The organism is Paenibacillus sp. J2TS4, from assembly GCF_018403245.1.
Lineage (GTDB): Bacteria > Bacillota > Bacilli > Paenibacillales > NBRC-103111 > Paenibacillus_L.
The window spans coordinates 842,130-855,090 of sequence record NZ_BOSH01000001.1; the positions used below are offsets into that span (position 1 = coordinate 842,130).

At 49.5% G+C, this 12,961-nt stretch carries 12 protein-coding genes; 8 read left to right on the forward strand and 4 right to left on the reverse strand.

Annotated features, from left to right (window positions below):
- Nucleotides 1–243: 243 nt before the first annotated feature.
- Nucleotides 244–1,104, forward strand: a complete 861-nt coding sequence (locus KJS69_RS03670; RefSeq protein ID WP_213581625.1) for a DUF421 domain-containing protein — start codon at nt 244–246, stop codon at nt 1,102–1,104.
- A 69-nt stretch (nt 1,105–1,173) separates the two neighbouring features.
- Here the strand turns inward: KJS69_RS03670 and KJS69_RS03675 are convergent, their stop codons facing one another.
- The 3 genes from KJS69_RS03675 to KJS69_RS03685 all read right to left on the reverse strand — a co-directional run bounded on the left by KJS69_RS03675 (nt 1,174) and on the right by KJS69_RS03685 (nt 3,814).
- A complete protein-coding gene (locus KJS69_RS03675; RefSeq protein WP_213581626.1) occupies nt 1,174–2,139 on the reverse strand; it encodes a metal ABC transporter substrate-binding protein in 966 nt (321 codons plus the stop codon).
- 71 nt (nt 2,140–2,210) lie between these two features.
- Nucleotides 2,211–3,074: a metal ABC transporter permease gene (locus KJS69_RS03680; protein ID WP_213581627.1), complete on the reverse strand. Its 864-nt coding sequence runs from the start codon at nt 3,072–3,074 to the stop codon at nt 2,211–2,213.
- The gene (locus KJS69_RS03685; RefSeq protein ID WP_213581888.1) at nt 3,071–3,814 is read right to left on the reverse strand and encodes a metal ABC transporter ATP-binding protein; all 744 of its coding nucleotides are present in this window, start codon (nt 3,812–3,814) and stop codon (nt 3,071–3,073) included. The genes KJS69_RS03680 and KJS69_RS03685 overlap by 4 nt, the downstream gene beginning before the upstream one ends.
- Before the next feature lie 431 nt (nt 3,815–4,245).
- On the opposite strand from KJS69_RS03685, the gene resA reads away from it, so the two are divergent.
- The 5 genes from resA (at nt 4,246) to KJS69_RS03710 (ending at nt 8,578) form a co-directional block, all read left to right on the forward strand.
- Entirely contained in the window at nt 4,246–4,776 is a 531-nt protein-coding gene (gene resA, locus KJS69_RS03690) for a thiol-disulfide oxidoreductase ResA (protein WP_213581628.1), read from the forward strand.
- A 19-nt stretch (nt 4,777–4,795) separates the two neighbouring features.
- Nucleotides 4,796–6,211: a fused MFS/spermidine synthase gene (locus tag KJS69_RS03695; protein ID WP_213581629.1), complete on the forward strand. Its 1,416-nt coding sequence runs from the start codon at nt 4,796–4,798 to the stop codon at nt 6,209–6,211.
- Between the two features lie 225 nt (nt 6,212–6,436).
- Nucleotides 6,437–6,979, forward strand: a complete 543-nt coding sequence (locus KJS69_RS03700; protein WP_213581630.1) for a hypothetical protein — start codon at nt 6,437–6,439, stop codon at nt 6,977–6,979.
- Nucleotides 6,980–7,788: 809 nt separating this feature from the next.
- The gene (locus tag KJS69_RS03705; protein ID WP_213581631.1) at nt 7,789–7,989 is read left to right on the forward strand and encodes a helix-turn-helix transcriptional regulator; all 201 of its coding nucleotides are present in this window, start codon (nt 7,789–7,791) and stop codon (nt 7,987–7,989) included.
- Nucleotides 7,990–8,182: 193 nt separating this feature from the next.
- Nucleotides 8,183–8,578: a hypothetical protein gene (locus tag KJS69_RS03710; RefSeq protein WP_213581632.1), complete on the forward strand. Its 396-nt coding sequence runs from the start codon at nt 8,183–8,185 to the stop codon at nt 8,576–8,578.
- 6 nt (nt 8,579–8,584) lie between these two features.
- On the opposite strand, the gene KJS69_RS03715 is transcribed toward KJS69_RS03710, so the two are convergent.
- Complete coding sequence (locus tag KJS69_RS03715) at nt 8,585–9,151, reverse strand: hypothetical protein (protein ID WP_213581633.1); 567 nt, start codon at nt 9,149–9,151, stop codon at nt 8,585–8,587.
- Between the two features lie 129 nt (nt 9,152–9,280).
- Here KJS69_RS03715 and KJS69_RS03720 point away from each other — a divergent pair, with 129 nt between their 5' ends.
- Together KJS69_RS03720 and KJS69_RS03725 are read left to right on the forward strand one after the other, a co-directional pair.
- Nucleotides 9,281–11,509 carry a heavy metal translocating P-type ATPase gene (locus KJS69_RS03720; RefSeq protein ID WP_213581634.1) on the forward strand — a complete coding sequence of 743 codons (2,229 nt, stop codon included), beginning with the start codon at nt 9,281–9,283 and terminating at the stop codon, nt 11,507–11,509.
- A gap of 590 nt (nt 11,510–12,099) precedes the next feature.
- Entirely contained in the window at nt 12,100–12,960 is an 861-nt protein-coding gene (locus tag KJS69_RS03725; protein WP_213581635.1) for a VOC family protein, read from the forward strand.
- Nucleotide 12,961 lies beyond the last annotated feature (1 nt).

Sequence of the window (12,961 nt, forward strand, 5' to 3'; positions counted from 1 at the left end):
TTTGCGTTCCGAACAGCTTCAAATTCTATTTGGCGATAAAAACATCCTTAAAACGCGGTCGCTCATCCACGAAATACTCCGATAGGAGTTTTTCTCATTGCTTTGTAGATAAGGGGGGCTCCTGCAATAGTAATGAATGCTCGGAATGCCCATAACGCAGGCAGTATAAGATTTTAATAATAAAAAAAGGATATAAAGCAAATAATTGTTATGTCTCGACATTATTGGATAGAGGGTGGGTTTATGCAGGAGTGGTTGGAAGTGGCGTTGCGTACGCTTACGGCTGTCGTCATCTTATTTGTGCTGACCAAGCTGTTAGGAAAAAGACAAGTCACTCAGCTGTCGGTGTTTGAATATATAACGGGGATTACGATAGGAAGTTTGGCCGCTTATATTTCCTTGGATCTTGAAGCTAAATGGTACTTGGGAATAGTTGCGCTGGCTGTTTGGGTGATGATTTCTTTTGGCATCGAGCTGCTGCAAATAAAAAGCAAATGGTTCAGAGACTTTATCGACGGCAGGGGAAGAGTTCTCATCAAAGATGGTAAAATAATGGAGGATAACTTGAAAAAGGAGCGCCTGTCCACGGACGAGCTGCTGGAGGAGCTGCGCAGAAAAAACGCCTTCCGGGTGGCCGATGTCGAATTCGCCGTAATGGAGCCAAGCGGAGAAATCAATGTGCTGCTTAAGCGGGAGAATCAGCCGATAACGCCGCGACACTTGGGCATCAAGGTAGGACCCGAGCAGGAACCGCAAACCGTCATTATGGATGGCAAAAGAATGGACGAGCCGCTCGCTACTATGGGGTTAAGCCGCGAATGGCTGCAGACCGAGCTGGACAAGCTTGGGGTTGCGCTGGAGAATGTGTTTCTCGGCCAGGTAGATGCTTACGGGCAATTATTTGTAGATCTGTTTGACGATCAAATCCAGGTACCGGCGCCTTCGCAAAAGGCGGCACTGCTCGCGACCTTAAAAAAATGCGAGGCGGATATGGAGATGTTCGCGCTGTCTACGGATGATAAAGAGACGAAGCAAATGTATGAGTACTGCTCGGAAAAAATGCTGCGGGTGATCGACGAGGTAAGGCCGCTTTTGATCGGGTAGTAAAAATCCAGGAGTTGTCGTTGAACCCGGACAAACTCCTGGAGGAATAAGAGATATTAAGGATTTTATTCAATTTTTCGTCAAGCCGTCGTAAATCGTATCGATGTTCCACTTCATCATTTTGATATAAGTGTCTCCATCCTTTCCCGGGGCTCCCAGGGAATCGGTAAATATTTGGCCTCCAATCGGAACACCGGTATCCTTGGACACCATCTCCATGCTTCTCGGATCGACGCTCGTTTCTACGAAAAGAACGGGAACGTCTTTATTGCGAATGAGGTCCACGATCGATTTAACCTGAGCCGGAGTTCCTTGATTTTCAGCGTTAATTTCCCAAATGTACCCGGCCTCAAAGCCATAAGCTTCGCTGAAATATTTGAAGGCCCCTTCGCTTGTCACGAGGAATCTTTTGTCCTGGGGAATCTCGTTAAAGCGGTCTACTGCTTCTTCATGCAGCTTCTCGAGCTCCGCTAAATAGGCGCCCGCATTATTCTTATACTCAGTCTCATGGTCCGGGTCGATTTGAATTAACGCATCCCGGATATTCTCCACATATTTCATGCCATTACGGACGTTGAGCCAGGCGTGCGGGTCCATTTCTCCTTCATTGCCGGTCGAAGTTAAATATTTGGCTTCGACGCCTTCGCTGACCCGGAATACGGGGGCATTCTCGCCCGTTTTTTTAGTCGTTTCGAGCAGCTTCTCGAACCAGGAATTACCGGCTTCCAGATTCATTCCGTTATAAAAAACTGCATCCGCATCCGCTGTATTCTTAACGTCCGCCGGCAGGGGATCGTATTCATGCGGATCGGAGCCGACAGGGGCGAGGCTGACCACTTCTACCCGATCCCCGCCAACATTAAGGACCAGATCGTAAATGATGGAATAAGTGGCCACTACCTTAAGCTTGCCACCCGTTGGTTTGGAGCCTTCGCCCGATCCATCGGAAGAGGGCTGCTTCCCGCCTGCGGAGCATCCCGCAATAAGCAATAGGGCTAATACAAAAATAGTCAGTTTACGAATCGTTAATTTCATAGGATGACCCCCCAGCATGATGAAAATGAATTGGAATAAGAAAAGGTATGGAATGAATGGGCCTGTTGAGCTTATCCGTTCAGCATCGCTCTTTTGCGCCGAGCGCGCATAGATCGAATAAGCAGCCCTTGCTTGGGCGAGAAAATAAACGCTGCGAAGAAAATGACCGTAGCAACAATGACAATGCTGGCGCCGGAGGCCAGATTGTACACGTAGCTGAAATACATGCCGGCAATAGACGAGATGACCCCAAACAAGGACGATAGGTACAGCATGATCCACAGCCGGTCGGTAAGCAGGTAGGCGGTGGCCGCTGGAGTAATGAGCATGGCGACGACCAGAATAATTCCTACCGTTTGCAGGGAAGCAACGGTGACCATCGTCAACAAGGTCATCAGAATATAATGGATCAATCGGTTCGGTAAGCCATAGGCCGCGGACATGGTCGGATCGAAGGTGCTGACGAGCAGTTCTTTATAGAACAAATAGATGGTGCCGATAACGACAATTCCAATGATCAGTGTGAACCACATTTCAGAAGAACGGACCGCCAGCACGTTGCCGAACAGAATGTGATACAAATCTGTGCTGCTTTTTAACATGGTGATCAAAATGATTCCGAGAGCAAAGGCGAAGGTGAACATGATCCCGATCGAGATATCGTTCTTGATCCGGCTGTTTTGGCTGACGAAGCCGATGCCCACCGCCGTCAGAATCCCGGTAATGACCGCGCCGATAAAAAAATTAATGCCCAGCATGTAAGAAATAGCAACTCCCGGGAGAACGGCGTGAGAGATAGCGTCCCCCATCAAAGCCATTCCGCGAAGGATAATGAAGCAGCCGATCACTCCGCAGATGATTCCAACCATAATCGAAGTAAGGAGTGCCTTTTGCATAAATCCATAATGGACAATGGCGTCGATAAACTCGATCATAGGCTCACCCCCAGTTCTTTCATGAACGAAAATTCACCGCGATAGGCTTTGGCCAGAATGTCCGGCCGGAAGACGTCCTCCACCGGTCCAAAACCGACCAGCTCCCGGTTGAGCAGAATCAGTTGGTTAAAATAAGAGCTCGCTTTGTTCAGGTCATGATGGACGACGATGATCGTTTTGCCGCTTTCCTTCAAATGCTTGAGGATCGATATGATGGTCTCCTCACTGGCTAAATCTACACCGACAAAAGGCTCGTCGAGGAAAAAGATTTCCGATTGCTGAGCCAGCGCTCTGGCCAGGAATACCCGCTGCTGCTGGCCTCCCGACAGCTCGCCGATCTGCCTTTGGCTAAAGGCCTCCATCCCTACTCTTTCCAGACAGTGATAGGACCAATCCCGGTCCGATTTCTTGGGCCGCTTGAACAAGCCGAGCTTCGGGTAGGTTCCAAGAAGGACGGTATCCAGCACGGTTATCGGGAACGTCCAATCGATATCATTGCGCTGGGGGACGTAGGCGATCTGCTTGCGGATTTCGGCGATCGTCCTGTCAAAAAACGTGACATCCCCCTTATCTCTTGGAATTAAATTAAGCAGTGCTTTGAGTAAGGTCGATTTACCGGCTCCGTTAGGGCCAATGATTCCGACCAGATTCCCCGGCGCAAGCGTGAAGCTTATATCTTTAATCGCTTCGTTTCCATGATAGGAAACGTAAAGATGCTGTACGGATATGGCTGAAGTCATCATTAATCACCTCAAATTCTACACGTATTTCTGTAGGGTCATTTTAAAATATAAGAAAGTATAAGTTTTCACCTTATACCTGTTCTTATATTTCATCGGTAAACGCACCAGTCCAAAGGACGGCGATAGCCGTTTATCCTTGTATAACATATTAACAATCATTTGCCTTCGCCACATTTCTTTCGGAAAGGAATACAATGTGTCCAAATGAAAGAAAGTTTCCTTAGGTAAAATTTTAAAGGCGATTGGTTTTCTTGTCAATAAGAATTGCTCAAAAAAATGTTCTTAAAAACGTCAAGACTGTGCCCTTCATTTGGTTGACGATTGCAAATAGGTTATACTACAATCCATAGTGTATGAGAGTTGAAACGGTTGAATCCACGGCAGCGGAACAAGGCGGGTCAGGATCAACGAAAGGAGAGGACAGAGCTATGAAGAAATATAGAAAATGGATACAGATCGGGATATTATCCGTTTTTGTCGTATTGGGCGCGGTGACGATCGCGGGCACATTCTCGGCTAGTGGCAGTCTGGCCAAGGAAGGCAATCAGGCTCCCGAGTTCACGCTGTATGATTTAAACGGGCAGAAGCATTCCCTGAGCGACTTTCGGGGGAAAGCGGTCATCGTTAATTTTTGGGGGACATTCTGTCCGCCTTGCAAGAATGAAATGCCGGCCATCCAGAATCAATATGATAAATGGAAGGATCAGGGGCTGGAAGTCCTTGGCCTGAATCTGGGTGAATCCAAGGTGACGATAGACAGCTTCGTCAGACAAGAGGGGATTCGCTTCCCGGTTCTGATGGATCGGAATTTGGATACGGCCAGCAATAAATATAACGTCACCCGCTATCCGACGACGTTCTTTGTCCGGCCGGACGGTGTCATTCATAAAGTGTTCGTCGGAGAAATGAACGAACAGATTATTGAAGGATTTGTCAGGGAGATTATGCCAGCCAAATAAGCAGGAAAGAGCCGGGGCGATGAATGGGATTATTTATATCGTTTTATTTTTAGTCAGCTTTGTTTATATGGGACTGGAAATGGCGGCGGGGAGAATAGTAACCCCCTATTTTGGGAGCTCGGTGTATACATGGGGGGCCGTTATTTCCGTCTTTTTAATTGGCTCGAGCCTGGGTTACTGGATCGGGGGGAGAGGAGCGGACTCGCCGCGCAATCGGTTGTGGCTATCATTCTATATGTCAGCGGCGGCTGTTTCTATTGCATTTCTTCCGATGGCGGCGGCTTTGATCCTGCCTCCGCTGCAGACACTTCCCGAGCCTTATGGAATATTGGCAGGTACGGTTGGGTTGTTTATTGTTCCCAACCTTTTTCTAAGCGCGGTTATTCCCGGGATGACCAAAATCGGTCTAACTACCCAGTTTACCGGGCAAAAAATCGGTTCTTATTATACGATTTCCGCGATAGGCAGTATTGTCGGAACAATGGTCACCACATTTGTCCTTCTGCCGGCGATAAGCGTCGCAGGGATTATTATGGTGAATCTGGCCCTGCTCATTCTGGCTCTGTTCCTGTTCCGAACAAGAGATTCGTGGGTTAAAGCGGCCTCCTCATTAGGACTGGGTCTGCTCTGCCTTATCCCTCTAATTCCGCAAACCCAGGTCTCCTTCGCGCAGGCCAAGCTGGTTGCCCACGTCTCCAGCCCTTATCAGGAGCTGTACATTACGGAAAGGGAATCCTACAGGGAACGTCCGGGCCATTACCGGTTTTTGCAGTTCAGTCAGGGAGGCTATCAGGGCGGAATCGATTTGAATCAGCCCGACGCTTTATTGTTTCCGTATACCCGGATGCTGCTGGACCTGCTGATGGGACATCATCCCGATTCGCGTACCGTCTATATGATTGGCCACGGCATCGGAACCCTTACGAGCCGAATCGATGCGATGGGCAAGCAAATCGAAGCCGCCGAAATTGACGGGAAGGTGCTGGAAGTGAGCCGCCAATATTTTGGCTATGAGGGAGGGCATGTTGAGGTTGGGGACGGAAGAATGCTGCTTGGAAGGAAGCCGGATCGCTCGCAGGATGTTATTCTGGTCGATGCGTATAACGGAGGCTCCATTCCGTTTCATTTGACGACAAGCCAGTTCTTTCAGATGACGTCCCGCAAGCTGCGGGATGATGGACTGCTATTAATGAACGTTATCGGACAAGCTTCAGACGACGAGTTCGTCGAATCGGTCTATGCAACCGTTCGCAGTATTTACCCCTATGCTGTCGTCTATGCCGCCGATCCGGGCTCGCCGGACAGGCAAAATTTATACATTGCCGCCAGTCCTCAGCCGCTGGACCCTATTACTCTGGAGGGAGTTCAGGAAATTCACGTCGGCCTCGGAACGGTCATTACGGATGAGAAGACTCCGTTCGTGACAGGCAACTGATTTTCCGAAGGCCTGTCCGGTATAAGGAGCTTATGGTTTGAACGGGGTCCCCGAAAAGTAAATGAATTTCGCTACGAAGCCTATCCTCACTTTTTGGGGAAGGAGTATGATGTTTGAAGCTTCGGAGGCACTTTCCTTCGGAATGGAATGAGAGCAATTCTTTAGTGCCACTTATATAGATTGTTGAAGAGAAAAGGTTACCGAATAAAGGAGGGGCTACCTGGAATGATAAGGCGATCTACTGCGGCCTTCGTCTGGGCCGTTATGTTAATAGCAGCGATGCTGACCGGATTCACGGCGGTTTCTTATGCAGAGACAGCGGAAACGGCAGAGACAGGGGAAGAAGAAGGGATTTATGTATCCAGCGTCTCATTGAGCGATGTGTATGTTAAAACACGGACACCGTACTACGTCAAAGTATTCGAGGGTGGAGTGACGCCGGGAACCGGCAAGAGCGAGCTGTCGATTGCCGAAGCCGAAGTGAGCGTCGTCATGACCAAAGGCTCGCATGAAATCAAGCAGGAGCTCACCAGCATCAGTGAGGAAGGCTATCAAGGAGAAGTCACTTTTCCTGAAGCTGGCCTGTGGAACATCGTCATAACGGCGGCCGATCCCCATCAAGCCGGCCAGGCCGATGTTTTTGAAATGGAGCTTAACGTCAAGGAAAAGAACAATGAGACAACTTATTTGTGGATCGGATTAATGACGCTGTTTGCTGTAGTGATCATCTATGTTTTGTTTAGAATTCGCCGATTGTTAAGGAAATGATCTGCTCGCTTGCGACGGGTCATAGGGAAGCAGAATCCTGTCGATGAAAGTGATAGCCATAATTGAAATAATAAGCCGTTGAATGAAACGGTAAGTTATACGATAAAGCTTTGATGAAGCGAAAAGCAATGATGTGATAGTCATCATGCAGCGAAAAAGCCCCGTCCTGTGCCTTATTAGAGGCCAGGGACGGAGCTTTTTTTAATTATTTTATAAAAATCGTTATCGGAAAATTTCGACGGTAAAAGCAGGTTTTTGATCGGATATCAAGGACTCCGAAGGCGTTTATCCTTGTGCTGGAGGTGAGGGCAGGTCTCTCTCCTCTTCATGATAAGTAAGCATTGTCTAGGAGAAACGCCCGGCCTACTCGGTTTGAAAGTACACCTGGCACATCTGTCATTATTCACGAATCCGGGTATCTTTACGATTTCCCGTGTGGCTAAAACATACGGCTTTACCGAATTTTGCGGTTGAATGCAAAAATACAGTCGATGGCTAACTTTTGATCTTATTTCGGCAGATCTACTGCAATAATACAGTGGATTGAGCTATGGGGGGCTAAAAATGGCTGAAACGAAGAAATTTACTGCATTTTTGCAGGCGATGATAGAAATAGAGCTGATTCCGATCCAAAGTAATGCATTTCTGCATTCGATAGTCAGTGATAATTCAGTTTGCTGTTTATTGCGGCGGTTTTGGATTCTTGGAGTAATAATAAGATTATAATATGTAAAAGATGTTTGACATAATTTCCGGATTATTGTATTCTTTTGTCAAATAAGTTTGACATTTGAGGGAAGGAGTCTGCCGTGGAAAACAGGATCAGAGAATTGCGTAAAGCGATGGGAATGTCACAGGATGATTTGGCCAAAGCCTGCAGTGTTTCCCGGCAAACCATCAACGCAATCGAGAATGACAAGTACGATCCGAGCCTGGCTCTGGCGTTTCAGCTCGCGGCTGTGCTAGGGATTACTGTGGATGCCTTGTTTGCATGGCCCGGCAAGCAGTAGTTCCGCTGATACTAAGTGAACGAGTTGAAGATTAAAGAATGGATGCGCCGGCTCATTATGAAACTTGATGAAACTTTATTGCTGCTCGATAGATTAACAACAGCCGGAGGGGAATACTCTTCTTTCCCGGAACAGGTTTATGCGCAAGAAGCGGATTATCGGCAGTGGACTATTTAGGAAGGGATGTCTGCCCATGAAGAAGAAATTGCAGTATAAAAACTTAATCCTTGCCTATTCCGGCATTGCTATTCTGGCTGTTGCCGGTTTCAACCTGTATAAATATTTGCGCGACGAAATGCTTGGTTTTAGCGATTGGATCGCCATTCCTCTCTTGCTTATCTTTTTCTTTAATACGCTCACCTGGAATTCGGAAGAGGAGCAAAAGGATGAGCGAGGGCAGCTGATTACTTATAAAAGTGCAAAAATCGGATATTTCGCTTTGCTCATCCTTATTTTTATCGTTTTTGTCATTGTGGAGTTTCCCATGAAGAATCAGCCTATTCAGAACTACCCGCTGTTCATCGTGTTGTGTGCGGCGATCGTCATTTTGCCTGTGTGTGAGTGGATTGTTTCCAGAAGACATAGGTAGCATCGTTTAATGGGTATGGACGGAGGGCGGAAGAAGCTCCCTCGTCAGGTTAAGATCATGCTGCAATGTGAAAAGAATGACGATCACCACAACCAGAAACAGAGTAACGGGCCGCTGCCAGAAGGCCTGGGATGCTACCCGTTTGCCTGTGTGAGCCGCTTGGTGAAGCATGAGAAAGATAATAAAAATAATGACACTATAAAGGACCACCATCCATTGGACGGTTAAGGCTACGTCGCCGGGAGGCATCATCTCGGTCAACATCGCCCCCATCATCCCGGCCATGACTCCGGACAGAAGGCCGTCCAGCACCGCCATCATTCCCACGGGGGCGCCGGTCAAGGCTCCGGCTATCGCTCCCGCGCCCATCCCGAGTGCTGTCGCCAAGGCAAATTGCCCTGGAATCCAGGCAGCGATAAGCGAGCCGAGCCCTAATCCAATCCCCATGCCTAGAGCCATAGCGGCGGTCATGCCTGCCATTCCGGACAAACTTTGGCGATATTGGTAAACTGTGCTGATAATCCATGCAGCAAGCAGTAAATAGATAAGTACTAGCGGAACCAATCCTTGCACCGGGACCACCTCCTTTTCTATCTACATGTATATAGCTTGACCCTGCCAAATATGTAAGCATGTATGAACATATTAACGGGACAAGACCAATATACTGGGTTTAAAGCGGACAAGAACGGAGGAGAAGGAATGGAAGGCAGAGGCCAACCGGAGGAAACGGTGGTGAAGATTACCGGCATGACCTGTGCGGCTTGCGCTAATCGAATCGAGAAGGTGATCGGCCGGATGGAGGGGGTATATGACATCCGGGTTAACCTTGCTCTAGAACAGGCCGCTATTAAACGGGATCATCGGCTGGTGACCATGGAGCAGCTGGAGGAGCGATTGCTCCAACTGGGCTTCGGAATGGAAAAGGAGAAGGAAGGTGAGGAAGACAACGGGCTGTCCGCGCAAGAGCGGCATTTTGCGGCTTTGCTTCGTTCGTTTATTTTCTCAGCAATGCTCACTCTTCCTTTGTTGTGGACGATGGTTACTCATTTTTCTTTAACCTCATGGATTTGGATTCCGGAATGGCTGCTGAATCCATGGGTCCAGCTCGCGCTCGCTACTCTGGTTCAGTTTGTAATCGGTCGTCCTTTCTATTTTAATGCTTATTATGCTCTTAAAAATAAAAGCGCCAACATGGATGTGCTCATTGTGCTTGGCACATCGGCCGCCTACTTCTATAGTCATTACTTGACGATCCGTTCCTTGCGGTTTCCGGAGTCGGCGGAGCATGTGTCTCTTTATTTTGAAACGAGTGCGATGTTAATTACGATTGTGCTGCTTGGCAAGCTGTTGGAGGCTGCAGCGAAGCGCAGAACGACGGATACGATCCGGCACCTGCACCAGTTGCGGCCGGCGAAGGCCAGCGTCATGCGGGAGGGCCGGGAATGGTCCGTGGCCGTAGAAGAGGTGGAGAGGGGCGAAATGGTGCTGATCCGTCCCGGAGAAAGAATTCCGGTAGACGGTCAGGTCGTCTCCGGCCACTCGACGGTGGACGAATCGATGCTGACCGGGGAATCGCTTCCCGTAAACAAGCAAAAGGGCGACCTCGTGACCGGAGGTACGGTCAATCGCGGCGGCATGCTGAAGGTGACGGTGACCCGGGCTGGAGAGGACTCTGCGGCCTCCAGAATGATCCGGCTGTTCGAGCAGGCCCAGGCGGCCAAAATGCCGATCCAGCGAATCGCCGACCGGATATCCGGAGTATTCGTCCCCTGCATTGTGGCGGTCGCCTCGGCAGCTTTCCTCGCCGGCTACTTCTATTTGGAGCCGGGACTGTTTGGCGCCGCATTGGAAAGAGCGATTGCCGTACTGGTCGTCGCCTGCCCGTGCGCGCTCGGACTTGCCACTCCGACCTCGATTCTGGTCGGTTCTGGCCGGGCGGCGGAGCACGGGATCCTGTTCAAGGACGGCAAGACAATGGAACAGATGCAGCGCATCCGCACGGTCCTGCTGGACAAAACCGGAACGATCACCACCGGTCTGCCCGTCGTCACGGACGTATACGCTGTCGATGGCGACCGCCAATCGCTATTGCGGCTTGCGGCTGCTGCCGAGGGGCCGTCCGAGCATCCGTTTGCCCGGGCAATCGTCCAGGCGGCGCAGGAGGAGCAGGTGCCGGCGGTGGAGCCGGACCGGTTCGCCGCCATTCCGGGAAGCGGTGTCCGCGCTGTGGTCGAGGGGACGGAGGTGCTGATCGGCACCCGGCGGCTGCTGCATCTGCACGGGATTACGCATGTAGCCGACGAACGGATGGCCAGCAGGCTGGAAGCCCAGGGGCGAACCGTTCTATTTGTCGCTGCTAATGGTCGGGCTGCGGGCTATATTGCCGTAGCCGATCCGCTGAAGCCTTCTGTCCGGATGGCGGTCCGGCGGCTCCGCAGGCTGGGAGTCCGGGTCATGATGGTTTCCGGCGACAATCTGCGGACGGCTCAAGCTATTGCGGAGGAGGCAGGGCTGACGGATGTCCATGCCGAGGTGCTTCCCGAAGGAAAAGTAGGGCTTGTCCGCAAGCACCAAAGAAGGGGAGGCAAAGTAGCGATGGCCGGGGATGGCTTGAATGACGCGCCGGCGTTGGCTGCCGCCGATGTCGGAATCGCGGTCGGCAATGGGACGGACATCGCCCTGGAAGCGGCGGACGTCCATCTGATTAGAGGAGACGTGGGCGGGATAGCGGACGCCATCTGCATCAGCCGGCTCACGACACGCAATATTAAGCAAAATTTCACTTTCGCACTGCTGTATAATACTTTGGCTATCCCGATCGCTTTCATGGGATTGCTGGCGCCATGGGTCGCCGGCTTGGCGATGGCGCTCAGCTCTGTATCAGTCGTCGCCAACTCTCTTCGACTAAGAAGGATAAGGCTGACATGAATCGGGCTGGCGAAGCGGAGCGATAAAGAGGCCGGACAGGCTTTCTTACCACATATAGGATTTATAAGTTTTTGCTTCCTGAATCCCATCAAATTCTATTTGGCGATAAGAAAAGCTTCTATTGAAGTCACTTCGGAGATGTCGTCGAATTCAACAAAATTCCCCAAAAAGTGACGCAAGCCTTCGAAGCACATTCCGGGTACTTTTCGGGGACCCCAGATATTTAAAAAGCTTTTCATGCCAACCAGAACGTGGTTCACTTTAATGCTGTGCTCTAGTGGATTGCACTTCTGGTGTGGCAAAAACAACCTTTAAACGCGGTCGCCCATCCTGGAAGGACTCCGATAAGAGTTTTTCTCATAAATATTGAATGGCGATTTAGGATAAAATAAATTGACTTCATACAAGTTATTAATATATACTAAGTTACGAAAAGTAATTAATTCACTAATTTTACGTAAAGCTTGATAGCTCAATAATAATCTCTGCGAGGGTGAGTCCAAGATTCGATGTCGGTTCGGTTGGGCTTATTGGCATCGATCGTGTGACATTTTTTGAACAACCTCTATAAGAAAAGGGGGAGGGTTTTATTGTATACCATACATCCGGATATTGAACTGGGCGAGGTCAAATTGAAGGTCAGTCATCTAGCAAGATCGCTTAGATTTTATCAGGACGTGGTTGGCTTAACGGTGCTCACGCAAAATGCAACAACGGCAGAGCTAACAGCGGATGGGAGTACCCCATTGGTCATCATCGAAGAAATTCCTGATGCAGTTATCGTGCCGCCACGTTCGGTCAGCGGGCTTTATCATTTTGCTATTCTGCTGCCTACCCGAAAAGCTTTGGGTGTTTCTTTACGGAGGCTTATTGACTCCGGAATTTCTATTGGGCAAGCCGATCATCTTGTCAGCGAAGCATTGTATATTTCGGATCCCGATCATAACGGTATTGAGATTTATGCGGATCGCTCCAGAGAAGACTGGGAGAAGGATGCTGAAGGCAACTACAAGATGACGACCGATCCTATCGATTGGGAGGGATTGCTGGAGGAAGCCAGAGGGGAGGAGTGGACAGGGTTGCCTGCCGGAACCAGAATAGGTCATGTCCATTTTCACGTCAGTGATCTTCTTCAAGCACAATCCTTTTATTGCGGCATTCTGGGATTTGATGTAGCGGCTAATTATATGAGTCAGATGAGGGCTCTATTTATATCGGCGGGCGGCTATCATCATCACGTTGGATTAAATTTATGGGCTGGTATTGGCGCCCCTGCTGCTCCGGCAAATGGAACGGGTCTTGCTTATTGGACTATCGTTTATCCCGGTGCCGTCGAATTGACCAACGCTTTAGAGCAGCTTCACCAGGCCGGTATACCGGTTGAACAGCAAGCCGATGCTTGGCATGTTACGGATCCTTTTGGCATTCGGCTTAAATTGTCAACAAATTAAA